This is a genomic window from Streptomyces sp. NPDC051364, assembly GCF_040682115.1.
Lineage (GTDB): Bacteria > Actinomycetota > Actinomycetes > Streptomycetales > Streptomycetaceae > Streptomyces.
Map to the genome: position 1 here is coordinate 1 of NZ_JBFBAH010000011.1, position 22,141 is coordinate 22,141.

Below are 22,141 nucleotides of genomic sequence, written 5' to 3' on the forward strand. Positions count from 1 at the left end.
CCGCTCCGCCGCACCGGCGCGTGCGGGGCTCCCCCGCCGCCCCCCCCCCCCCCCCCCGGCCGCCCCCGCGCCCCCCCCGCGCCGGGGCGGCGGGGGGGGGGGCCGGGGGGGCCCGGCCCCCCCCCCCCCGCGACCGCCCGGAGCCGCCGCCGCTGTAGCGGGGGTGCCGGGGCCGGAGCCCCGGCACCCCCACGGCTCACACGCCGGCGGGGCTGGTTGCCGGCGGGCCGGCCCGGCGGGCCGGGATGCGGTGCGCGGGGTCGCGTACCTCGCCCACGAGCATCTCCAGTACGTCCTCCAGGGCGACCAGGCCGAGCACCCGCCCGGCCGGGTCGGCGACCTGGGCCAGATGGGTGGCGTCCCGGCGCATGACGCTGAGCGCGTCGTCCAGCGGGAGGGTGGCGGACAGCGTGGGCATGCGGCGCCAGACCCGCTGGGGCACGGCCCGCTCCCGGTCCTCGAGGTCGAGCACGTCCTTGACGTGCAGGTAGCCCATGAAGGCGCCGTTCTCGGAGCGGACGGGGAAGCGGGAGTACCCGGTGCGGACCGTCAGCTGCTCGATCTGCCGCGGGGTCGCCGAGGGGCCGACCGTGACGAGCCGCTCCCGGGAGAGCAGGACGTCGGTGACCGGGCGGCTGCCCAGTTCCAGGGCGTCCTCCAGGCGCTCCTGCTCGCCCGGCTCCAGGAGCCCGGCCTGCCGGGAGTCCTCGACGAGCCGGCCGAGCTGGGCGCTGGTGTAGACGGCCTCGACCTCGTCCTTGGGCTCCACCTTGAAGAGGCGGAGCACCAGGTGCGCGCAGGAGCCCAGCGCGCTGGTGACGGGGCCGCACAGCCGGGCGAAGGCCACCAGGCCCGGGCTGAACCAGAGGGCGGTCTTCTCGGGCGCGGCCATGGCGAGGTTCTTGGGCACCATCTCGCCGATCACCAGGTGCAGGAAGACGACGGCGGCGAGCGCCACCGCGTAGCCGAGCGGGTGGATCATGCCCTGCGGGATGTGCGCCGCGTGGAAGAGCGGCTCCAGCAGGCGGGCCATCGTCGGCTCGGCGACCGCACCGAGGGTCAGGGAGCAGACGGTGATGCCGAACTGGGCCGCCGCCATCATCCGCGGCAGGTTCTCCAGGCCGTACAGCACCTGGCGGGCCCGCTTGGACTCCTTGGCCAGCGGCTCGATCTGGCTGCGCCGTACGGAGACGAGCGCGAACTCGGCGCCGACGAAGAAACCATTGGCCAGGACCAGGAGCAGGGCGAAGAGCAGTTGGAGGGCGTTCATCGGCCGGCGCCTTCCAGCTGGGCCGGCTGCGGCGACCGCGCGTCCGGGGAGGCCTGCCGGCCGGGCCCGGTGCGTACGGAGTCGTCCGCGTCGATCCGGACGGTGGCGCGGGCAGCCTCGTGGCCGGTCCCGTGGGCGGCGGGGACGGTACCCAGCCGGACCAGCCGGACGCGTTCGGCGCGGTTGCGGCCGACCTGGCGGACGGACAGCCTCCAGCCGGGCAGTTCGGCGCGGTCCCCGGGGGCGGGGATCCGGCCGAGCAGGTCGGCGACGAGACCGGCGACGGTCTCGTACGGGCCTTCGGGCACCTCCAGGCCTATCCGGCGCAGGGTCTGCACGCGGCAGCTGCCGTCGGCCTCCCAGGAGGGGCGGCCGTCCTCGGCGGGCACGGCGGCCAGTTCGGGACCTTCGTCCTCGGCGAGGTCGTGCTCGTCGCGGACCTCGCCGACGAGCTCCTCCACGATGTCCTCCAGGGTGACGACCCCGGCGGTGCCGCCGTACTCGTCGACGACCACGGCCATCGGCTGCTCGCTGCGCAGCCGCTCCAGCAGCGGCTGCACCGGCAGCGAGCCGGGCACCAGCAGCGGGGCGACGCAGATCCGGCTCACGGTGGTGCGGGCGCGCTCGGACTCGGGCACGGCGAGGGCGTCCTTGAGGTGGACGACACCGGTGACCTCGTCGATGCGCTCCCGGTAGACCGGGAACCGGGACAGCCCGGTGGCGCGGGTCAGGTTGAGCACGTCGGCCGCGGTGGCCGTGTGCTGGAGGGCGCTGACCTTCACCCGGGGGGTCATGACGTGCTGGGCCGTGAGCTCGCCCAGCGAGAGGGTCCGTACGAAGAGGTCGGCGGTGTCCTGTTCCAGGGCGCCGGCCTGGGCCGAATGGCGGACCAGGGAGACCAGCTCGCCGGGGGTGCGGGCGGAGGCCATCTCCTCGGCCGGTTCCACGCCGAGCGCCCGCACGAGGCGGTTGGCGACGGCGTTGAGGCCGGCGATGACCGGCCGGAAGGCGCGCGAGAAGACCTGCTGCGGGCCGGCGACGACCCGGGCCACCTGCAGCGGCCGGGAGACCGCCCAGTTCTTCGGGACGAGCTCGCCGACGACCATCTGGACGGCGGAGGCGAGCAGCATGCCTATGAAGACGGCGACGCCGGAGACGGCTCCCGCGGGCAGGCCGGTGGCCGCGAGCGGCCCGGTCAGCAGTCCGGCGAGGGCCGGTTCGGCGAGCATGCCGACCACGAGGGAGGTGATGGTGATGCCGAGCTGGGTGCCGGAGAGCTGGAAGGACAGCTCCCGCAGGGCCTCGACCACCGTGCGGGCACGGCGGTCGCCGTCGGCTGCGGCGCGTTCGGCCTCGGGCCGTTCCACGGTGACGAGGCCGAACTCGGCCGCCACGAAGAAGCCGTTGGCGAGGATCAGGGCGAATGCCGCCACGAGCTGGAGTAGCGGGATGGTCATGCCGCCGCCTCCGTGGGGAGGGCGGCGCGGGTACTACCGGACGATCCGTCCATTGCTGGAGGGAGTCACTCCTCAAGTCGCAGGTGCCCCCGGACCTCGGGGTCCCGGGGCCGGTGGGAGGGCGCACAGGTGCGCCCCGCCACCAGGGTAGTCACTGAGATCGCCGCCGCAATGGGACGCAGCGGTCGGCTGCGGCTCCGGTGCTTCGTACGGGAGGCGCTCAAGGCCCGTTCAGGGGCCGTTCGATGGATGTTCGACATCCGTTCCAGGTCCGCGCGACGGCGGCTCAGTGTTCGTGCGGCCCGGTTCCCCGGGCCTCGGCGAGCGCGCGCAGGGCGCGGGCGTCACCGATCGCCTGCTGCTTGGCCACTCCTGGCTGGATGCCGAGGGCGGGCAGGCTCGTGCCGTCGCTGAGGTCCAGGAACACCCACGGGTCGCCCGGGCGGAGGTTCACGCGCAGGATCTGCGCCCACTCCAGGCGGCGGGTGCTGGTCAGGTTGACGACGGTGACGCCCGCCTCGTCCGCGACCACCTTGGGGCGGCTGAGCAGGACGAGTACGGAGGTCAGCAGGACGGCGGTGAAGATGAAGCTCATCCGCTCCCCCGGCCCGAGGTTCTCCAGCAGGAGGGCGATCGCCGTGATGGTGGCGAACATGGCGAGCCCGACGCCCAGCAGGACGGCCCGGGTGCGGGTCGGCCGGAAGGTGACCGGCAGGGCGGGCAGTGCGGGCTGGGCGGCGGACTCGGCCATGATGCTGGTGATGCCTTCTGCAGGGGGCGTACGGATCGGAAGGACGTACGGGTCAGAGGCGGCAGGCGTGGATCGAGGTGGTGAGGATCGCACGCGCACCGAGCTCGTACAGGTCGTCCATGATCCGCTGCGCCTCCTTGGCCGGGACCATCGCGCGGACGGCGACCCATCCCTCGTTGTGCAGCGGGGAGATGGTCGGCGACTCCAGGCCCGGGGTGAGGGCGACGGCGCGCTCGAGGTGCTCGGCGCGGCAGTCGTAGTCCATCATCACGTAGCTGCGGGCCACCAGGACGCCCTGGAGGCGGCGCAGGAACTGCTGGGCCTGCGCGTTGTCGGCGTCGGCGCCGTTGCCGCGGATGACCACGGCCTCGGAGGTGAGGATCGGCTCGCCGATGACCTCGAGGCCGGCGTTGCGCAGGCTGGTGCCGGTCTCGACGACGTCCGCGATGATCTGGGCGACGCCGAGCTGGATGGCGGTCTCGACCGCGCCGTCGAGGTGCACGACGGAGGCGTCGATGCCCTGCTCGGCGAGGTGCTTGGCGACGATTCCCTCGTACGAGGTGGCGATCGTCATCCCGGTGAAGTCCTCGGGGCCCTTCGCGGTGCCGGGCTTGGTGGCGTAGCGGAAGGTGGAGCGGCCGAAGTTCAGCGGGAGGATCTCCTCGGCGCTGGCGCCGGAGTCGAGCAGCAGGTCACGGCCGGTGATGCCGATGTCGAGCTTGCCCGAGGCGACGTAGATCGCGATGTCCTTGGGGCGCAGGTAGAAGAACTCCACACCGTTCTCGGGGTCGAGGACCACGAGCTCCTTGGACTCCTTGCGCTGGCGGTAGCCGGCCTCATGGAGCATCGCCGACGCCGCTCCGGAGAGTGAACCCTTGTTGGGGACGGCGATGCGCAGCATGGGGCTTCCTTCAGTGCGTGGAGTGCGAACGGTGTGGGGTGAGCGGCGGGCGGGGGACGACCCGCGGGACGGGCTCCGGCCTAGAGGTGCGCGTAGACGTCGTCGAGGGAGATCCCGCGCGCGACCATCATCACCTGGACGTGGTACAGCAGCTGGGAGATCTCCTCGGCGGCGGCTTCCTTGCCCTCGTGCTCGGCGGCCATCCAGACCTCGGCGGCCTCCTCGACGATCTTCTTGCCAATGGCATGGACGCCCTTGCCGACGAGCTCGGCGGTCCGGGAGGTGCTGGGGTCGCCGTTGGCGGCCTTGAGCTGAAGCTCGGTGAAGAGCTCTTCGAAACTCTTGGAGGGTGTGTTCGCCATGATGGTCCTCAGAATACGGGTTCCCCCGCCGCCACTCAGCGCCAGGGTTCGCTGACGGACCGCAGGGTCGCAGCAGTCGAGACGGCGGCGATGACCGCTTCGTGTCCCTTGTCCTCGTTCGACCCCTCGAGCCCGGCGCGGTCCAGCGCCTGCGCGTCGTCGTCGCACGTCAGAACGCCGAAGCCGATGGGGACTCCGGTGTCGATCGACACCTGTACCAGGCCTTGGGTGACGCCCTGGCAGACGTAGTCGAAGTGCGGGGTGCCGCCGCGGATGACGACTCCGAGGGCGACGATGGCATCGTAACCGCGACCGGCGAGTACCTTCGCCACGACCGGGAGCTCGAAGCTGCCGGGGACGCGGAGCACGGTGGGCTCGTCGATGCCCAGCTCGTGCAGGGCGCGCAGGGCGCCGTCGACGAGGCCGTCCATGACCTTCTCGTGCCACTGGGCCGCGATGACGGCGACCCGGAGGTCTCCGCAGTTCCTGACACTCAGTTCGGGTGCGCCCTTGCCGCTCACAGCTGTGCTCCTCGGTTCTTCGTGGTTCGTGGTTCGTGGTGTGTGCTGGTGGTGGTTCGTACGTGCTTACTGGTTGCCGCAGGTGGAGGTGGTCACGGCCCGGTCCAGCCAGGGCAGGTCGTGGCCCATCCGGTCGCGCTTCGTGCGCAGGTACCGCAGATTGTGCTCCCCGGCCTCCGTGGGCATGGCCACCCGGTCGTTGACCGCGATGCCGTGCCGTACGAGGGCGGCGGACTTGTCGGGGTTGTTGGTCAGCAGCCGGACGCTCTGGACGCCGAGGTCGGCGAGGATCTGCGCGCCGGCGGCGTAGTCGCGGGCGTCGGCCGGCAGGCCGAGCTCCAGGTTGGCGTCCAGGGTGTCGCGGCCGCGCTCCTGGAGCTCGTACGCGCGCAGCTTGGACACCAGTCCGATGCCGCGGCCCTCGTGGCCGCGCAGGTAGACGACCACGCCGCGGCCCGCCTCCTTGATACGGGCCATGGAGGCGTGCAGCTGGGGGCCGCAGTCGCAGCGCAGCGAGTGGAAGATGTCGCCGGTCAGGCACTCGGAGTGGACCCGGACCACGACGTCCTCGCCGTCGCCGATCTCGCCGTGGACGAGGGCGACGTGCTCGACGCCGTCGACGGTGGAGCGGTAGCCGTACGCCGTGAAGTCGCCGTGGGCGGTCGGCAGGGTGACCTCGGCCTCGCGGCGCACGGTCGGCTCGGCGGAGCGGCGGTAGGCGATCAGGTCCTCGATGGAGATGATCGTCAGGCCGTGCTTGCGGGCGAACGGGATCAGCTCGGGCAGGCGCAGCATGACGCCGTCCTCGCCGGCGATCTCCACGATCGCGCCGACGGGGCGCAGGCCCGCGAGGCGGGCGAGGTCGACGGCGGCCTCGGTGTGGCCGTTGCGGACCAGGACGCCGCCGGGCTTGGCGCGCAGCGGGAAGACGTGGCCGGGGCGCACGAAGTCGGTGGGCCCGCAGACGCCGTCGGCGAGCATCCGCAGGGTGGTGGAGCGGTCGGCGGCCGAGATGCCGGTGGTGACGCCGTGGGCAGCACTGGCGTCGACCGAGACGGTGAAGGCGGTCTTCATCGACTCGGTGTTGTTCTGGACCATCTGGGGCAGCTCGAGCCGCTCCAGCTCGGGGCCTTCCATGGGGGCGCAGATCAGGCCGCGGCACTCGCTCATCATGAAGGCGACGATCTCGGGGGTGGCCTTCTCCGCGGCGATGACGAGGTCGCCCTCGTTCTCGCGGTCCTCGTCGTCGACGACGACGACCGGGCGTCCGGCCGCGATGTCGCGGATGGCCTGCTCGACGGGGTCGAGCCGGAAGACGGCTTCGAGGACGGCGTCGATGTCGGGCACGGGCTTGAGGGAGGTCATGCCGTTGCTCCTTCCAGGGCCGGGGCGGGGGTGGTGCGCGAACGCTGGTACCAGTCGTGGGCGCCCCAGAGGACGAGCGCGAAGTAGACGACGTAGACGAGGCCGGAGAAGGCCAGTCCGTTGGTGAAGGCGAGCGGGACGCCGACCAGGTCGACGAGGAGCCAGGCGAACCAGAACTCGACCAGGCCGCGGGCCTGGGCGACCATCGCGACGATCGTGCCGACGAAGATGTAGGCGTCGGCCCACGGGCTCCAGGACAGGTCCGGGAAGAGCGTGAACAGGCCGCCGACGGCGAGGGTGCCCAGGGCCGCCCCGGCGAGGAGCAGTCCGCGCTCGGTCCAGGTCGCGGTGCGCACGGCGAGGGTGCCGTCCTGGGCCTGCTTCCTGCCGAGCTGCCAGGCGCGCCAGCCCCATGCGGCCACGCCGATGACGAGGAGCTGCTTGCCGACGCCGCCGGCGAGATGGGCGGAGGCGTAGGCGGCTATGAGGATCAGGCCGGACAGGAGCTGGGCGGGCCAGGTCCATATGGAGCGGCGCCAGCCGAGGGCGAGGGCGGCCAGGCCCATCAGGTTGCCGATCATGTCGGACCAGATGACCTTCTGGCCGAAGACCGTGAAGGCCTCCGCGTTGAGCCAGGTCAGGGCGCTCACCGGTCGGCCTCCTTGTCTTCGTCGGAGGTCGCGGTCAGGGGGTTCACACCGGCGGCCAGCAGGCGTTCGACGTACTTCGCGAGGACGTCGACCTCGAGGTTGACCGGGTCGCCGGGCTGCTTGATGCCGAGCGTGGTCAGCGCGAGGGTGGTGGGGATGAGGCTGATGGTGAAGTAGTCGGCGGCGGCTTCGACCACGGTGAGGCTGACGCCGTCGACGGTGATGGAGCCCTTCTCGACGACGTACCGGGACAGGTGCGCGGGGAGCGCGACCTTGACGATCTCCCAGTGCTCGGAGGGCGTCCGGGAGAGGATCTCGCCGGTGCCGTCCACGTGCCCCTGGACCAGGTGTCCGCCGAGCCGTCCGCCGAGGGCCATCGGGCGCTCCAGGTTGACCCGGGAGCCCTTCTCTAGGGCGCCGAGGCTGGAGCGGTTCAGGGTCTCCTGCATGACGTCGGCGGTGAACTCGCCGTCGGCGGTCTCCACGACGGTCAGGCAGACGCCGTTGACGGCGATGGAGTCGCCGTGCTTGGCGCCGTCGGTGACGACGGGGCCGCGCAGGCGGAAGCGGGACGCCTCGGCGAGCTGCTCGACGGCGGTGACCTCGCCCAGTTCTTCGACGATTCCGGTGAACACTCAGTGCTCCTTGGGGGCGGTGGTGGGGGCGGCTTCGGGTACTGCGGTGATGCGGAGATCGGTGCCGACGCGGACGGCCTCGGTGATGTCGAGGCGTACCGCGTGGGCGATGTTCGTGATGCCGGCGTCGGCGAGGGCGGCGGGGCCGGAGCCGAGGAGGGCCGGGGCGAGGTAGCCGATGACGCGGTCGACGGCTCCGGCCTCCAGGAAGGCTCCGGCCAGGGTGGGGCCGCCTTCGAGGAGGACGGAGCGCACGCCGCGGGCGTACAGCCGGGCGAGCAGGTCGTGGACGGCGATGCGGCCGCCGTGCAGGGGCAGCCGGAGCAGCTCGACGCCCGGCAGGTGCCGGGTGTCGGCGTCCTCGCCGGTGACGAGCAGCGTGGGTGCGGCGTCGTCGAGGATGCGGGCGGTCGCCGGCAGGCCGGCGCGGGTGTCGAGGGCGACGCGCAGCGGCTGGGTGGCTCCCGCGATGCCGCGTACGGCCAGGTGCGGGTCGTCCTCGCGCAGGGTGCCGCCGCCCACGAGGACGGCGTCGGCCTCGGCGCGCAGCCGGTGGACGTCGGCGCGGGACTCCGGGCCGGTGATCCAGCGACTGCTGCCGTCCGCGGCGGCGCTGCGGCCGTCGAGGGTGGCCGCGTACTTCCAGGTCACGTGCGGGCGGCCGAGGCGTACGGAGGTGAGCCAGGCGGCGTTGCCGGCCGCGGCCTCGGCCTCCAGGAGCCCGCCCTCAGCCTTGATCCCGGCGGCGCGCAGCGTGTCGGAACCGCCGCTGGCCTGCGGGTTCGGGTCTGCGACGGCGTAGACCACGCGGGTGACGCCGGCCTCGACGAGCGCCTGGGCGCAGGGCCCCGTACGACCGGTGTGGTTGCAGGGTTCGAGGGTGACGTAGGCGGCGGCGCCGCGGGCAGCTTCGCCTGCCGCGTGCAGGGCGTGGACCTCGGCGTGCGGGCCGCCGGCCCGCTCGTGCCAGCCCTCGCCGACGACGGTGCCCGCGGCGTCCGTGATGACGCAGCCGACGACCGGGTTGGGGCTGGTGGAGCCGAGGCCGCGGGCGGCGAGCTCGATGGCGCGGCGCATGGCCTGCGCGTCGGCATCGGCAGCGCCGACGACGTCGTGCGGTGCGTTCGCGGCGTGGTTCGCCACCGGGTCCTCCTGCCTCGATCGGGCACGGACTCCGGGGCCTGTCGGGATACGACAGATGAAGCGGTTCAGCACACACAGGGACGCCGAGGCCGAAAAAACGGTCCGCCCGGACGCATCCGCAGGGGATACGCCGATGAACCGCCGACGGCGGCGTACCGGTGACTGGCCCGCCGCGCACTGCCTCCCATCCGGACTTTCACCGTCGGTCCAGGAATTTCACCTGGTCAACCGGCCGCTGGCTGCGGACGGGTCGCGGACTATACCGCCGGTTCGGAATTACACCGACCCCGGAGTGCGCTGCTTACTGGTACTGCTGCCAGTTTGCCACGGGTGATCCGAGGCCATGCGAGAGAGGGGCTGTGGCCTGGGTCACAGAGAGGGTGTTCCGCGGGAGTCTGTCAAGTACGCCTGCGATTGGTACAGACCTATTGACGAGGTGGTCTAGTCCTCTTAACGTTCCCTTCATCCTCCCCGGGAGACAGCCCGTCAGATGTGCGCACGTCACGGGCCAACACGCACCACTTTTCCGCCTGTTGTGCCCTTTCGTGTCCTGCCATCCTCCCCTCCCCAGGAGGCACCATGCCGTCCCCCACACGTACGAGAGCGATGCTCCTGGCATCCGGCGCCGCAATCGCCGGACTGCTGGTGGGCGGGCTCTCGACCGGCGTCTCACACGCCGCCGACAACGAGGGCTGTCGCCCGGACGGGCTCTACAAGACGGCCGGTGTCGACGTCCCGTACTGCTCGGTCTACGACTCCGAAGGCCGCGAGAAGATGGGCGCCGACCACCAGCGCCGCGTCATCGGTTATTTCACCGGGTGGCGTACCGGCAAGGACGGCACCCCCGCCTACCTCGCCAACAACGTCCCGTGGTCCAAGGTCACCCATCTGAATTACGCCTTCGCCCACGTGGGCGCCGGCAACAGGATCTCGGTCGGCGCGGACAACGCGAACAACGCCGCCATCGGGATGACCTGGCCGGGTGTCGGGGGCGCCGAGATGGACCCGGCCCTGCCGTACAAGGGCCACTTCAACCTGCTGAACAAATTCAAGAAGCAGTACCCGAACGTGAAGACGCTGATCTCGGTCGGCGGCTGGGCCGAGACCGGCGGCTACTTCGGCGACGACGGCAACCGCGTCGCCTCCGGCGGCTTCTACTCGATGGCCACCAACGCCGACGGCTCGGTCAACCAGGCCGGCATCGACACGTTCGCGGACTCCTCGGTCGAGTTCGTCCGGAAGTACGGGTTCAACGGCGTCGACATCGACTACGAGTACCCGACCACCATGAAGGACGCGGGCAACCCGCTGGACTGGCAGCTCTCCAACGCCCGCCGGGCCGGGCTCGTCCAGGGCTACGCCGCGCTGATGAAGTCGCTGCGCGAGAGGCTCGACCGCGCGGGCGCCGCCGACGGCAAGCACTACCTGCTCTCCGTCGCCGCCCCCTCCTCCGGCTACCTGCTGCGGGGCATGGAGACGTTCCAGATGCAGAAGTACCTGGACTACGTCAACATCATGTCCTACGACCTGCACGGCGCCTGGAACGAGTACGTCGGCCCGAACGCCTCGCTCTTCGACGACGGCAAGGACGGCGAACTGGCCGCCGCCGGCGTCTACTCCACGTCCCAGTACGGCGGCATCGGCTACCTGAACTCCGACTGGGCCTACCACTACTTCCGCGGCTCGATGCCGGCGGGCCGCATCAACATGGGCCTGCCGTACTACACCCGCGGCTTCAAGAACGTGCAGGGCGGCACGGACGGCCTGTGGGGCAAGGCTCCGGCGACCACCTGCCCGGCCGGCGCGGGTCTGACCAAGTGCGGTGACGGCGCGGTCGGCATCGACAACCTGTGGCACGACCTGGACACCAACGGGGTCGAGTCCCCGGCGGGCTCCAACCCGATGTGGCACGCCAAGAACCTGGAGAAGGGGGTCGTCGGCGACTACGTCACCAAGTACGGCTTCCCGGCGAACACCACGCTGACCGGCACCTACGCCCGCAAGTACGACTCCACCCTGGTGGCGCCGTGGCTGTGGAACGCCCAGAAGAAGGTCTTCCTGTCGACGGAGGACGAGCAGTCCGTCGCAGCCAAGGCCGACTACGTGGTGAACAAGGGCATCGGCGGCACGATGGTCTGGGAGCTGGCGGGCGACTACGCGTACAACTCCGCCAAGGGTCAGTACGAGATGGGCGACACGCTCACCTCCCTGATGTACGACAAGTTCAAGGCGGCCGCGCCGTACGGCGCGAAGACGGCGGGCAGCGCGCTGCCGGCCCAGGCCGTGGACATCAAGACGGAGTTCACCGAGTTCAAGCTGGGCGACTCCAACTACCCGATCACCCCCAAGCTGAAGATCACCAACAACACGAAGACCACGCTGCCCGGCGGCACCGAGTTCCAGTTCGACTACGGGACCTCGGCCCCGGCCAACGCCTCGGACCAGTCCGGCTTCGGCACCACGGTGATCAGCACCGGCCACAGCGGCACCAACGTCGGCGGCCTGAAGGGCGACTTTCAGCGGGTCTCACTGAAGCTCCCGGCGTGGCAGACGCTGGCTCCCGGCGCCTCGGTGGACCTCGCGTTCAACTATTACCTGCCGGTGTCCACGCCCTCCAACTGGACGGTGAACATCTCCGGCACCACCTACGCCCTCGCCGGCGACCTGGCACGCGGCACGACGGTGACGGAGCCGGGCACCACCCAGCCGCCGACCACCCCGCCGACCACTCCCCCGACGACGCCGCCGACCACGCCCCCGACCACGCCGCCGGGCGGGACCTGCACGAGCCCGGCGTACGTCGCGGGCACGGTCTACAACGGCGGGACCGTCGTCTCGCACAAGGGCCACAACTGGAAGGCGCAGTGGTGGACGCAGAACGAGGAGCCCGGCACCACCGGTGAGTGGGGCGTCTGGAAGGACCAGGGCGCCTGCTGACCCCGCGCCGGTGCCCGTAGGTGAACGAACGTGAGGACCCGGTGGCCCGGCGGCCACCGGGTCCTCGCACGTGCGCCGCGGCCCCCTCGTAGGCTGCTGCGGTGATCACACAGGACGCCGCGCCCGGCGCGGACTTCGAGGAGCACCGGCCCCGGATGTTCGGTATCGCCTACCGCATGCTCGGCTCCGCCGCCGAGGCCGAGGACACCGTCCAGGACGCCTGGCTGCGCTGGAGCTCCGCCGACCGCGGGGACATCGAGCACCCCGGGGCCTGGCTCGCCAAGGCCGTCACCCGCCTGTGCCTGAACCGCCTCACCTCGGCGCGGGCCCGGCGCGAGGAGTACGTCGGCCCCTGGCTCCCGGAGCCGGTCCTCACCGGGGACGGGGTGCTCGGCCCGCTGGAGTCGGCGGAGCAGCGGGACAGCGTCTCCATGGCCCTGCTGTTGCTGCTGGAGCAGCTGACGCCGGTGGAGCGGGCGGTGTACGTGCTGCGCGAGGCGTTCGCGTACGGCCACCGGGAGATCGCGGGGCTCCTGGACCTGACCGAGGCCAACTGCCGGCAGCTCTACCGGCGGGCCGCGGGCCGAGTGGCCGCGGGCCGTGCGGCCGGGCCACGCCCCCGCTTCCAGCCGGATCCGTCGCAGTGGCAGAGCCTGGTGGAGGCCTTCCTGACCGCGGCGCACGACGGCGACCTGGCCCGGCTGGAGGGCATGCTGACCGCCGACGTGCAGTACGTGGCGGACGGCGGCGGGATCGTGGGCGCCGCCCGGCGGCCGATCCTGGGTCCGGACAAGGTGGCGCGCTTCCTGGTGGGCGCGCTGCGCAAGTACGCGGCCGGCCTGCCGATCTCGTTCGCGGAGGTCAACGGGGAGCCCGCGCTGATCGTGGGCGGGACGGTCCTGCAGGTGGAGATCGAGGACGGGCTGGTCCGCGGGGTGCGGAGCGTGGTGAATCCGGAGAAGCTGGAATTCCTTCGGCGGCAGCTGTCACATTCCTGAGGGCTGTCCGGTCTCGGCTGGTGAACGCACCCTTCAGGGAAGGAAACGGACACCATGAGCACGATCCTCGTCACCGGAGGCACCGGAAACCTCGGCGCGCTGGTCGTCACCCGGCTGCGGGCGGCGGGCCACGACGTACGGGTCCTGAGCCGGCGCGCGAAGGACCACCCGGTCGACCTGCGGGACGGCAGCGGGCTGGACGCGGCGATGGCGGGCGCGGAGGTGGTCGTGCACTGCGCGAGCACCCCGCGGGGCGGCGACGACGTGGCCGCCGGGCACCTGATCGAGGCGGCCCGGCGGGCCGGGACGGTCACGAACATCGTCTACATCTCGATCGTCGGGGTGGATGTGGTCCCGTTCGGCTACTACAAGGTGAAGTACAAGGTCGAGCGGATGCTGGAGGCGTCCGGGCTGGGCGTGACGATCCTGCGGACCACCCAGTTCCACGACCTGGTGGCGATGGCGGTGGACGCGCTGGCGAAGGTCCCCCTGGTGCCGCTGCCGCTGCCGAAGGGGGTCAGGGTGCAGCCGGTCGCCGTGGAGGAGGTCGCCGACCGGATGGCGGAACTCGCCGTCCCCACCCCGGCGGGCCGGGTCACGGACATGGGCGGTCCGGAGATCCACACGCTGCTGGAGCTGGGCCGGTCGTACCTGGCGGCGACGGGGCGGCGGCGCAAGGTGTTCCCGCTGCCCCTGGCGGGGAAGGCGTACGCGGCCTTCTGCCGCGGCGGCAATCTGACCCCGTCCCACGCCGTCGGCAAGGGCACGTTCGCCGAATTCCTGACGGCCCGGGCCCGCGAAGGCGGCGGAGGCCGGGGGATGAGGCGGTCACGCGGAGTCTCCGGTGCCCTCACCCGGAGACGATAAGAGACAATGTGTGAGTTACCGCCATAGATGTCCCACGGCATGATCCACGGTGAGGGGCGATGATCGTTTCGGTGGTGTCCATGCCGGAGGGCATCTCGCGGCGCACCCCGGTGTCCGAGGCCCGTGAGCGCCTCGCGGAATCCCGTTTCCTGTTCGTGGACGCGGAGCTGCCCGAGGAGGCACCGCCCGGTGAGCAGCCGGTCGCCCGCCTGCTCGGCCTGGAGGCCGACGACCTGCAGTGGCTCGGCGGGGAGAGGGAAACCCCCCGCGCCGAGTTCCTCGGTGACAGCGCCACGTTCGTCGTCCCTGCGATCGAGGCGGGCCAGGTCATCCACCTCCACGTCGTGGCCACCGAGCGGTACCTCGTGACGGTGCACCGGGGACCGGCCGGGCTGGTGGAGAGGTGCATCGCCCGCTTCCCGCACGAAAGGCCCCCCGACGCCGTGGCCACGATGTTCCTGCTGCTGGGCGAGGCCCTGGAGTCCTACCGGCGCTCCGCCGTCCAGGCCCTTCTGGAGGTGGAGGACCTGGAGGACGAGATGTTCCGGCAGCGGGATCCCGAGCAGCTGTACCGCCTGGCGCGGCTGCGCCGGACCGCGGCGCTGCTGCACCACTCGCTCCTCCCCTACCACCAGGCGGCGGAGGAGTTGATCACGCGCCGGGTACTGAACCGCAATTTCCCGCAGGAGCGCCAACGGATCGCCCGTGAGTACCAGCGCACGTCAAGGCTGGTGCTCACGGAGATCGAGGCGCTCCAGGAGGCCGCCCGGCGGGGCTTCGGAACCTACTCCTCCCTTGTGTCGGGCGAGCAGAACGGCGTGATCAACCGACTGGCGATCGTTTCGACGATCTTCCTGCCGCTGACCTTCGTGACCGGGTTCTTCGGCATGAACTTCGCCTACCTGGCGGACGAGCTGGAAAGCAGGGCCATCTTCTGGGTGCTCGCCGTGGGCCTCCAGGTGGTCTTCCTGGCCGGCGCGCTGTACGTACTGCACCGCACCCGCATCTGGCGCAGGCTCCGCGACGACGAAGCCATCGACGACGAGTAAGCCGTCCGGGCCGGTCCGGGCCGGCGCTGCCCGGTGCGGTCAGGGGCTCAGGGGGCGAAGAGGTCCGCCTGCGCAGCTTCGCGGGCGGCCAGGCGCGCTCCCGTGAGGACCGCCGGATCGCCGAGGGCAGTGGCGCGGACCTCCATCGGCACCGGCGTCAGCATGGTCAGCCTGCGGCCGACCGCGGCCGCCAGGCCGGCGCCGCCCGCGTGGCCGAGTTCGCCCGCCAGGACCAGGCACCCCGGGTCCAGGACCGCCGCGACGGCCGCCGCGCCCAGGGCGAGCCGTTCCGCCAGGGCCTCGAGGAAGGCCTCGCCCGCGGCGCCCGCCACCGCCTCCTGCACCGGCCCGTCCCAGCCGTGCTCCGCCGCGAGCGCGGCCACCGCCCCCCGGCCGGCCAGCGCATGGAACCCGCCCTCGCAGTCCGCGGCGGAGGGCAGCCGGCCCGTGCCCGGCACCGGCAGGAAGCCGATCTCTCCTGCCCCGCCCGACGCGCCCCGCCGCAGCCGCCCGTCCAGGACCACCGCCGCGCCGACGCCCGCGCCGAGCCACAGCAGCACGAAGGAGTCCAGGTCCTGCGCGGCGCCGACCCGCTGTTCGGCGAGGGCCGCAAGGTTGGTCTCGTTCTCCACGACCACCGTGGCCGGCAGCCGCCGCCGCAGGGCCGCCACCAAGTCCTGGTGCCAGGACGGCAGGCCGACGGTGCTGCGCAGCACCCCGTCGGACGGGGCCACCAGGCCCGGGGCGCCGACCACCACGGTGTGCAGCCGGTCCGCGCCGGCCTCCCGCGCGAGCGCCTCGAGCAGGTCCACGGCCTCGTCGACCGCGTCCACCGGGAGCTCGGCCTGGGCGAGCGGGCGGCCGAGCAGGTCCGCTACCACCGCGGTCGCGCTGTCCGTGCGTACGTCCAGGGCCGCCAGGTACGCGCGGCGGGCGACGATCCCGTACACCCGGGCATTGGGGCCGCGGCGCTGTTCGCCCGACTCCCCGACGACCTCGATCAGCCCGGCCCCGGTCAGCCGCTCGACGAGATCGGCGACCGAGGGGCGGGAGAGGCCGGTCATCGTCTTGAGCTGAGTGGCGGTCAGCGGCCCTTCCTCCTGGAGGAGTCGCAGGGCGAGACGGTCGTTGATGGCCCGGGCCGTGCTCGGCGACGCGGGCGACGGAGCGGCGGGGGCCAGGGCTTCGGCAGGAGTCACGGCGCCCATCCTAGGTAGCTCCACGCATTAAACTATCAGGCAGGTTCCCTGATAGTTTAATGCCATGACAGGGGAAACAGACCTCGGCCCGGCGCGCCTGCGCCGTGCCCGCTTCGCCATCGCCGCCGTCTTCTGCGCCCACGGGGCCGTCACCGGCTCCTTCGCCACCCGCATCCCCTGGATCCAGGACCATGCACAGCTCAGCGCGGGCACCCTGGGCCTCGCCCTGGCCTTCCCCGCCCTGGGCGCGGCGCTCGCGATGCCGCTGGCCGGCCGGATCAACCACCGCTTCGGGGCCCGCGCCGCGCTGCGCGGGTTGCTGGCGCTGTGGACCCTGTCCCTGATCCTGCCGAGCCTCGCGCCGAACCTGCCCACGCTGTGCTGCGCCCTCTTCGTCTACGGCGCCACCTCCGGGATGTCGGACGTGGCGATGAACGCGCTGGGCGTGGAGACCGAGAACCGGCTCGGCCGCTCGATCATGTCCTCGCTGCACGGCATGTGGAGCGTGGGCGCGCTGCTCGGCTCGGCGGCGGGCGCGGTCGCCGCCCACGCCGGGGCGGACGCCCGGCTGCACCACCTCGTCGCCGCACTCGCCCTGACCGCGGCCGGGCTGGTCGCTGCAGGGGGGGTGCTGGATCTGCGCAGCGCCGCGGATGCGGAGGCGCCGCCGCACTTCGCGCTGCCCCCGCGGTCGGCGCTGCTGATCGGCGCGATCGGGTTCTGCGCGGTCTTCGCGGAGGGCGCGAGCCTGGACTGGTCCGCGGTCTACCTGCGGGACGTCCTGGACACGGACGCCGGTCTCGCAGCCGCCTCCACCACCGCGTTCGCGCTCACCATGGCCGTCGCCCGGCTCGCCGGGGACCGGGTGGTGGACCGGTTCGGGCCGGTGCGCACGGTCCGGGCGGGCGGGGTACTGGCCACCGCGGGCGGGCTGCTCGTGGTGACGGTCCGCCACCCGGGCGCGGCCCTGGCGGGCTTCGCCCTGATCGGACTCGGCATCGCAGTGGTGGTCCCGCTGGCGTTCGCGGCGGCCGCGCGCAGCGGGCCGGCTCCGGCGCAGGCCATCGCGGGCGTCGCGACGATCACGTACACCTCGGGGCTGATCGCGCCGTCGGCGATCGGTGCGGTGGCGGACGCGACCTCGCTCGTGGTGTCCTTCGGGCTGGTCACCCTGCTCGCGTTCGCGCTGGTCGCGGGTGCCGCCGTACTGCGGCAGAAGCCGTTGGCCGCGGGCTCCGCATCCGCAGACCGGGACGAACCAGCAGGTATCCGCCCGTAATATTGCGCAGGCGCTGCTCTGCGGCCCGGATGCTTGATCGATCGGTTCGACGGAAGTGGTGGAACATGGGCCTCGGCGTGCGCTGGACCCTGCACGGAGACGGGCGGACCCCCGCCCCCGGCGCGGTGGTGCGGCCGGACGAGCGGCTGTCGTGGCCGCGTACCGCCGGGCTCGGGGCCCAGCACGTCGCGTGTATCGCGCTCGGCACGATCGTGGTGATCACCGGATACCACACGCTGCGGTACTTCGCGCCCGCGCACCTGAAGACGCAGCAGCCGCTGCTCGACTCGGGCACCTCGGCGTACGACGCGGGAGATGCAGGCGACGCGGGCGAGGGCGGTGCAGGCGGGGAACCGGCCGCGCGGGACACGCGTTCCTGAGCCGGGTTCGCCCGAACCGGGGAAGCACACGGCCAAGTTCCCCGGATCCGCGCCGCCGGCTGGGAACCTGCCTCCCATGGAAGCGGTGCTCGCGCGGATGCGCGCCCTGGACGAGCGGCTCCCCGCGCAGGACGGTGTCGCCGTCTTCAACCGGGTGTACCTGACGGTGACGGAGACGCTGCACGCGCGCATCTCCCACGGGGAGTTCCCGGCGCCGCGGCGGGCGGAGGCGCTCAGCGTACGGTTCGCGGAGCGGTACCTGACGGCGGTGGAGGCCGACCGGGCCCCGGCGTGCTGGCGGCCGCTGCTGCAGTACCGCCGCCACCCCGGGATCCGCCCGCTGCAGCACGCGCTGGCCGGGATCAACGCGCACATCGGGCACGACCTCGCGCTGGCGGTGGTGGCCACCTGCCGGGCGCTGGACTGCGAACCGCGGGCCCTGGAGGCGGACTTCGACCGCGTCGGCGACACCCTGGTCTCCCTGGAGGAGCACATCCGGGAGGACCTGATGCCGGGCCCGGACCTGCTGGAGGTCGCCGACCCGCTGACGCACCTGCTCGGCTCGTGGAGCCTGGACCGGGCCCGGGGCGCCGCCTGGTCGGCGGCCCGCCTGTTGTGGACCCTGCGCCGCTCCCCCGATCTGGCGGAGGAGTTCACGGACTCGCTGGACGCAGGCGTCGGCCTGGTCGGCCGCTGCCTCCTCACCCCGACGTCCTGAAGCCCCGGCGCCCTGAAGCCCCGACGTCCTGAAGCCCCGGCGCCCTGAGCACGCGTACGCCGCACTGCGCTGCGCCGTGGGCATGAAAACGGGCCGCCGCCGCGCTGCGTGCGCGGGGGCGGCCCGTGGTCACGGGGCCGGAGGGGCCGGGTGGGTCAGTCCTCCGGGAGTTCGACCGGGGCGATCTCGTCGTAGACGTCGCCCGGGCCGGGGTTGGTGGTGTCCGTGGAGCCGCCGAGGTGGTGCATGACGCCCCAGACCGCGTTCAGCGCCGTCTGGACCGCGCCCTCGGCCCAGCCCGCCGTCCAGGAGATGTCATCGCCCGCGAGGAAGATGCCGCGCTTGTCCTCGGGGAGGCGGTCCTGCATGAAGTGGGTGAACAGGCGCCGCTGGTAGCGGTAGTGGCCCGGCAGGTTGGCCTTGAACGCGCCCATGAAGTAGGGCTCGTTCTCCCACGACACGGTCACCGGGTTGCCGATGATGTGGCGGCGGATGTCGACCTTGGGGTAGATCTCGCCGAGGGACTTCAGCATGACCTCCATCCGCTCGTTCGCGGACAGCGGCAGCCACTTCAGGCTGTCGTCGCACCAGGTGTACGAGAGGCAGATGACGGCCGGCGCGTCCGGGCCGTTGTCCAGGAGGTACGTACCGCGGGTCATGCGGTCCGTGAGGGTCATCGACATGACGTCGCGGCCGGTCTCCTCGTCCTTGTCCAGCCAGAACGGCCGGTCGACGGGGATGAAGAGCTTGGACGATTCCATGTAGTGGGTGCGCTCGATCGCCGTCCAGTGGTCGATCGGGAAGAGCGTGTCGTCGCACGCGATCTTCGACAGCAGCATCCAGGACTGGGCCGTGAAGATCGCGGCGCGGTACGTACGGATGTCGCCGTCGGCGTCGGTCACCGTGATGCGGTTGCCGGCCGTGCGGTGCAGGCGGGTCACCGCCGGGCGCGGGGTGCCCTCGTGCAGGGAGGACAGCGAGGTGCCCTGGGCCCAGTGGAGGATCTTCTCGGGCTCGCGCTCCCACAGGCGCACCGGCAGCTGCTGCGAGCCGCCGACGATGCCGCGGTGGTGGTCGTCCGCCTCGGTGTAGACGACGCGGAGGATCTCCAGGATGGAGTTCGGGAAGTCGGTGTCCCAGCCGCCCGTGCCGAAGCCGACCTGGCCGAAGATCTCGCGCTTGCGGAAGGACTTGAAGGCCTCGGACTTGCAGAGGAAGCCGTAGAAGGTCTCGTCGTCGAGCTTCTCGACGAGCTTGGCCCAGATCTCGCGGATGCGCGGGACGTCCCGCTCGCGCATCGCGGTGTTCATGTCGGAGAAGTCGGCGCCCTCGTCGAGGCAGGCGTTCCACGCGGCGGACACGTCGCGGTAGATCTGCGGGAGGTCGGCGATCGTCTCGGCGTAGTGGGTCTCGCCCTTGAGGTCCACGACCGTCGAGGGGGTGGCCTCGGCGAGCGGGTTCGGGAAGGGCTCGGTGACCAGGCCGACGAGGTCGATGTAGTGCTGGAGCGCGGTGGAGGACGGCGGGAAGCGCATGGCGCCCATCTCCGCGGTCAGCCCCTCGGTGCCGGCGCCCTCGAAGCCGACGGTGCGCAGCCGGCCGCCGATCTGGTCGGCCTCGTAGACGACGGGCTTGAGGCCCATCTTCATCAGCTCGTACGCGGAGATGATGCCGGACAGGCCACCGCCGATGACCGCGACCTCGGTGCCGTGCTCCGTCGCCGGTATCTGGCCCAGGCCCGCCGGGTGGGCCAGGAAGTCGTCGTACGCGTACGGGAAGTCCGGGCCGAACATGGTGATCGGCGGCTGTCCGTCGCTGTGCGGGACGGCGGTGGTGGGCACCGTGGACGTCATGGGGTACGGCTCCTTGCGGGGGTGGGGCAGGGGGGAGGGCGCTGGCGGGACTCAGACGAGGGAGGCGTAGAGCCCGGGGCGGCGGTCGCGCAGGTACGGGTTGTTCTCGCGCGAGGCGGCCAGCAGCTCGGGGTCGGCCTCGCCGATCACCAGCTCCTCGCCGCGGCCGGCCCGGGTCCGGGTGACCCCGTCGGGGCTCGCCAGGCAGCTGAGTCCGACGAACTCGAACTCGCCTTCCGGACCGGTGCGGTTGACGTACGCGATGTACATCTGGTTCTCGAAGGCCCTTACCGGCACCAGCTGTTCGGCGACGAACTGGAACGGGTGCATCTGCGCGGTCGGCACCAGGAGGAGGTCGGTGCCGGCCAGTGCGTGGGACCGGACGTTCTCCGGGAACTCCACGTCGTAGCAGATCATGATGCCGATGCGGAGGCCGTTCAGCTCCGCCTGGACGACGGGGGTGTCGCCGGGCGTGAAGGCGTCCTGTTCGAAGCAGCCGAACAGGTGGGTCTTGCGGTAGTTCGCCAGCCGGACCCCGTCCGGGCCGACGAGCTGGGCCGCGTTGTACACGGTGTCGCCCTCGCGCTCCGGGTAGCCGTACAGGACGGCGACCCCGTGGCGGCGGGCGATCTCGCCGATGGCGCGGGCCGACATGCCGTCGGCCGCCTCGGCGAGGGCGGCGACCTCCTGGACCTCCAGCGCGTAGCCGGTCAGGAACATCTCCGAGGTCACGAGGAGTCCGGCACCCGCCTGTGCGGCGCGCTCCACGGCCTCGTCGAGCGCCTTGAGGTTCTCGGCGGTGTCGCCGAGCCGTCCGGAGCTCTGGAGGAGGGCGGTGCGCAGCGGGGGCATGGGCGTACCTCTGTGGCAGGAGGGGTGGGGGTCCTATTGAAGGTACGTTCACCCGTTCGACGCCGACAAGCCATGACTGTTGCGCTCCGCGCATCGATTCGTTGCGCGTTTTGCGGCGGGGGCGGAGATTCGTTGCGCAGGGGTCCCGTGGTTCCCCGTTGCCGGGGGTTACGTGACGCTGCGGAAGGCCGGGTGGGCGCGCAGTCGCCGCAGGTCATCGAGGATATCGTCCGTGTCGTTGCCGACGATGCGACCGCTCCAGGTGTCGCACAGGGCGGGGACGGCGAGCGTGCCGTCGTAGTGTCCGGCGGCCTCGTAGGCCCGGCGCAGCGCGGTGTACGCGGCGGGCGGGCCGAGCACGGTGGTGGCCACGGAGCCCTCCAGGCCCAGCCGGGCGAGGGCGGCCGAGACGCGCACGGAGCGGGGACAGCCGGCGGACAGGTAGAGGCGGTAGCGGTGCGGCACCGGCGAGAAGCCGGCGCCGATGCGGCCGCGCAGGACGGGGGCCGGACCGGTACGGGGCAGGACCGTGTGGAGCATGACTCTCCTGGGGCAGGCACGAAGGCGTGGCGGACGTCCCGGCGGCGGGGCGCGCGCCGGGTCACAGGGGGCCGTGCGGGGACGCGTACGCGGCGTGGGCCCGGGCGCGGGCGGCGCACCCGGTGCGGCGGCGGTGTGCGCGTCGTCGGTGTGCGCGGCGGGCGGTCCGTGGAACCGGGCCCGCGGCGGCGGGGAGGCCGTGCGCGGCGTACGGGAGGGCCGGGTGTCAGATGCCCGGGCGGAATGCGCTGCACACGCGCAGGAGGTCGATGTGCAGGCGCCGGGTCAGCCACCAGCGGCGCAGGATCCGTACCCCCGCGACCGCCGTCCTGGCCATCTCCACCGGCTCCGTCCCGCCCTTGGGGCATAAACCCGCCTGCGACGGACGCTGACTGGGGTGACCGTCGTCACCAG

Annotated in this window: 21 protein-coding genes and 1 riboswitch; of the genes, 7 read left to right on the top strand and 14 right to left on the bottom strand. The window is 72.3% G+C overall.

Annotation, left to right across the window (positions count from 1 at the left end):
* Positions 1–196 precede the first annotated feature (196 nt).
* From AB0M76_RS23050 to ribD, 10 genes are all read right to left on the bottom strand, one after another.
* A complete protein-coding gene (locus tag AB0M76_RS23050; RefSeq protein WP_365954674.1) occupies positions 197–1,270 on the bottom strand; it encodes a hemolysin family protein in 1,074 nt (357 codons plus the stop codon).
* Positions 1,267–2,727, bottom strand: coding sequence for a hemolysin family protein (locus AB0M76_RS23055; protein WP_365954675.1), 1,461 nt, complete (start codon positions 2,725–2,727; stop codon positions 1,267–1,269). The genes AB0M76_RS23050 and AB0M76_RS23055 overlap by 4 nt, the downstream gene beginning before the upstream one ends.
* A 286-nt stretch (positions 2,728–3,013) precedes the next feature.
* Positions 3,014–3,478: a PH domain-containing protein gene (locus AB0M76_RS23060; protein WP_266669018.1), complete on the bottom strand. Its 465-nt coding sequence runs from the start codon at positions 3,476–3,478 to the stop codon at positions 3,014–3,016.
* Between the two features lie 52 nt (positions 3,479–3,530).
* Complete coding sequence (hisG, locus tag AB0M76_RS23065; RefSeq protein WP_365954676.1) at positions 3,531–4,379, bottom strand: ATP phosphoribosyltransferase; 849 nt, start codon at positions 4,377–4,379, stop codon at positions 3,531–3,533.
* 80 nt (positions 4,380–4,459) lie between these two features.
* Positions 4,460–4,741 (bottom strand): phosphoribosyl-ATP diphosphatase, encoded by a 282-nt coding sequence (locus AB0M76_RS23070; protein ID WP_266631220.1) that lies wholly within the window; start codon positions 4,739–4,741, stop codon positions 4,460–4,462.
* A 35-nt stretch (positions 4,742–4,776) separates the two neighbouring features.
* A complete protein-coding gene (ribH, locus tag AB0M76_RS23075; protein WP_365954677.1) occupies positions 4,777–5,262 on the bottom strand; it encodes a 6,7-dimethyl-8-ribityllumazine synthase in 486 nt (161 codons plus the stop codon).
* Between the two features lie 66 nt (positions 5,263–5,328).
* Positions 5,329–6,627 (bottom strand): bifunctional 3,4-dihydroxy-2-butanone-4-phosphate synthase/GTP cyclohydrolase II, encoded by a 1,299-nt coding sequence (locus AB0M76_RS23080; RefSeq protein WP_365954678.1) that lies wholly within the window; start codon positions 6,625–6,627, stop codon positions 5,329–5,331.
* Positions 6,624–7,277, bottom strand: a complete 654-nt coding sequence (locus tag AB0M76_RS23085; RefSeq protein WP_266669010.1) for a nicotinamide mononucleotide transporter family protein — start codon at positions 7,275–7,277, stop codon at positions 6,624–6,626. Before AB0M76_RS23085 ends, AB0M76_RS23080 begins: the two co-directional genes overlap by 4 nt.
* The gene (locus tag AB0M76_RS23090) at positions 7,274–7,912 is read right to left on the bottom strand and encodes a riboflavin synthase (protein ID WP_365954679.1); all 639 of its coding nucleotides are present in this window, start codon (positions 7,910–7,912) and stop codon (positions 7,274–7,276) included. Before AB0M76_RS23090 ends, AB0M76_RS23085 begins: the two co-directional genes overlap by 4 nt.
* Positions 7,913–8,989, bottom strand: coding sequence for a bifunctional diaminohydroxyphosphoribosylaminopyrimidine deaminase/5-amino-6-(5-phosphoribosylamino)uracil reductase RibD (ribD, locus tag AB0M76_RS23095; RefSeq protein ID WP_365954842.1), 1,077 nt, complete (start codon positions 8,987–8,989; stop codon positions 7,913–7,915). It lies immediately after the preceding gene.
* Positions 8,990–9,225: 236 nt separating this feature from the next.
* Positions 9,226–9,355, bottom strand: a riboswitch (FMN riboswitch).
* A 279-nt stretch (positions 9,356–9,634) separates the two neighbouring features.
* On the opposite strand from ribD, the gene AB0M76_RS23100 reads away from it, so the two are divergent.
* The 4 genes from AB0M76_RS23100 (at position 9,635) to AB0M76_RS23115 (ending at position 14,906) form a co-directional block, all read left to right on the top strand.
* On the top strand, positions 9,635–11,992 hold the full coding sequence (locus AB0M76_RS23100; RefSeq protein ID WP_365954680.1) for a chitinase C-terminal domain-containing protein: 2,358 nt from the start codon (positions 9,635–9,637) through the stop codon (positions 11,990–11,992).
* Between the two features lie 101 nt (positions 11,993–12,093).
* A complete protein-coding gene (locus AB0M76_RS23105) occupies positions 12,094–12,990 on the top strand; it encodes an RNA polymerase sigma-70 factor (protein WP_365954681.1) in 897 nt (298 codons plus the stop codon).
* Positions 12,991–13,044: 54 nt separating this feature from the next.
* On the top strand, positions 13,045–13,857 hold the full coding sequence (locus AB0M76_RS23110) for an NAD(P)H-binding protein (protein ID WP_365954682.1): 813 nt from the start codon (positions 13,045–13,047) through the stop codon (positions 13,855–13,857).
* A 59-nt stretch (positions 13,858–13,916) separates the two neighbouring features.
* Entirely contained in the window at positions 13,917–14,906 is a 990-nt protein-coding gene (locus AB0M76_RS23115) for a CorA family divalent cation transporter (protein WP_365954684.1), read from the top strand.
* Between the two features lie 47 nt (positions 14,907–14,953).
* Here AB0M76_RS23115 and AB0M76_RS23120 read toward each other — a convergent pair whose 3' ends face one another.
* A complete protein-coding gene (locus tag AB0M76_RS23120; protein ID WP_365954685.1) occupies positions 14,954–16,114 on the bottom strand; it encodes an ROK family transcriptional regulator in 1,161 nt (386 codons plus the stop codon).
* A gap of 55 nt (positions 16,115–16,169) precedes the next feature.
* On the opposite strand from AB0M76_RS23120, the gene AB0M76_RS23125 reads away from it, so the two are divergent.
* From AB0M76_RS23125 to AB0M76_RS23135, 3 genes are all read left to right on the top strand, one after another.
* Positions 16,170–17,384 (top strand): MFS transporter, encoded by a 1,215-nt coding sequence (locus tag AB0M76_RS23125; RefSeq protein WP_365954686.1) that lies wholly within the window; start codon positions 16,170–16,172, stop codon positions 17,382–17,384.
* A 65-nt stretch (positions 17,385–17,449) separates the two neighbouring features.
* On the top strand, positions 17,450–17,764 hold the full coding sequence (locus AB0M76_RS23130; RefSeq protein ID WP_365954859.1) for a hypothetical protein: 315 nt from the start codon (positions 17,450–17,452) through the stop codon (positions 17,762–17,764).
* Positions 17,765–17,840: 76 nt separating this feature from the next.
* Entirely contained in the window at positions 17,841–18,482 is a 642-nt protein-coding gene (locus AB0M76_RS23135) for a DUF5995 family protein (RefSeq protein WP_030298852.1), read from the top strand.
* 155 nt (positions 18,483–18,637) lie between these two features.
* Here the strand turns inward: AB0M76_RS23135 and AB0M76_RS23140 are convergent, their stop codons facing one another.
* From AB0M76_RS23140 to AB0M76_RS23150, 3 genes are all read right to left on the bottom strand, one after another.
* On the bottom strand, positions 18,638–20,335 hold the full coding sequence (locus tag AB0M76_RS23140; protein WP_365954687.1) for an NAD(P)/FAD-dependent oxidoreductase: 1,698 nt from the start codon (positions 20,333–20,335) through the stop codon (positions 18,638–18,640).
* A 51-nt stretch (positions 20,336–20,386) separates the two neighbouring features.
* Entirely contained in the window at positions 20,387–21,187 is an 801-nt protein-coding gene (locus tag AB0M76_RS23145; protein WP_266668990.1) for a carbon-nitrogen hydrolase family protein, read from the bottom strand.
* Positions 21,188–21,355: 168 nt separating this feature from the next.
* Positions 21,356–21,727: a hypothetical protein gene (locus AB0M76_RS23150; protein WP_365954688.1), complete on the bottom strand. Its 372-nt coding sequence runs from the start codon at positions 21,725–21,727 to the stop codon at positions 21,356–21,358.
* Positions 21,728–22,141: the final 414 nt, after the last annotated feature.

Coding starts and splice junctions, on each gene's coding strand:
- AB0M76_RS23140 (WP_365954687.1), bottom strand. CDS start 20,335: ATGACGTCCACGGTGCCCACCACCGCCGTCCCGCACAGCGACGGACAG.
- AB0M76_RS23050 (WP_365954674.1), bottom strand. CDS start 1,270: ATGAACGCCCTCCAACTGCTCTTCGCCCTGCTCCTGGTCCTGGCCAAT.
- AB0M76_RS23125 (WP_365954686.1), top strand. CDS start 16,170: ATGACAGGGGAAACAGACCTCGGCCCGGCGCGCCTGCGCCGTGCCCGC.
- AB0M76_RS23060 (WP_266669018.1), bottom strand. CDS start 3,478: ATGGCCGAGTCCGCCGCCCAGCCCGCACTGCCCGCCCTGCCGGTCACC.
- AB0M76_RS23115 (WP_365954684.1), top strand. CDS start 13,917: ATGATCGTTTCGGTGGTGTCCATGCCGGAGGGCATCTCGCGGCGCACC.
- AB0M76_RS23130 (WP_365954859.1), top strand. CDS start 17,450: ATGGGCCTCGGCGTGCGCTGGACCCTGCACGGAGACGGGCGGACCCCC.
- AB0M76_RS23080 (WP_365954678.1), bottom strand. CDS start 6,627: ATGACCTCCCTCAAGCCCGTGCCCGACATCGACGCCGTCCTCGAAGCC.
- AB0M76_RS23100 (WP_365954680.1), top strand. CDS start 9,635: ATGCCGTCCCCCACACGTACGAGAGCGATGCTCCTGGCATCCGGCGCC.
- hisG (WP_365954676.1), bottom strand. CDS start 4,379: ATGCTGCGCATCGCCGTCCCCAACAAGGGTTCACTCTCCGGAGCGGCG.
- AB0M76_RS23150 (WP_365954688.1), bottom strand. CDS start 21,727: ATGCTCCACACGGTCCTGCCCCGTACCGGTCCGGCCCCCGTCCTGCGC.
- AB0M76_RS23135 (WP_030298852.1), top strand. CDS start 17,841: ATGGAAGCGGTGCTCGCGCGGATGCGCGCCCTGGACGAGCGGCTCCCC.
- ribD (WP_365954842.1), bottom strand. CDS start 8,989: ATGCGCCGCGCCATCGAGCTCGCCGCCCGCGGCCTCGGCTCCACCAGC.
- AB0M76_RS23055 (WP_365954675.1), bottom strand. CDS start 2,727: ATGACCATCCCGCTACTCCAGCTCGTGGCGGCATTCGCCCTGATCCTC.
- AB0M76_RS23120 (WP_365954685.1), bottom strand. CDS start 16,114: ATGGGCGCCGTGACTCCTGCCGAAGCCCTGGCCCCCGCCGCTCCGTCG.
- AB0M76_RS23145 (WP_266668990.1), bottom strand. CDS start 21,187: ATGCCCCCGCTGCGCACCGCCCTCCTCCAGAGCTCCGGACGGCTCGGC.
- AB0M76_RS23070 (WP_266631220.1), bottom strand. CDS start 4,741: ATGGCGAACACACCCTCCAAGAGTTTCGAAGAGCTCTTCACCGAGCTT.
- AB0M76_RS23110 (WP_365954682.1), top strand. CDS start 13,045: ATGAGCACGATCCTCGTCACCGGAGGCACCGGAAACCTCGGCGCGCTG.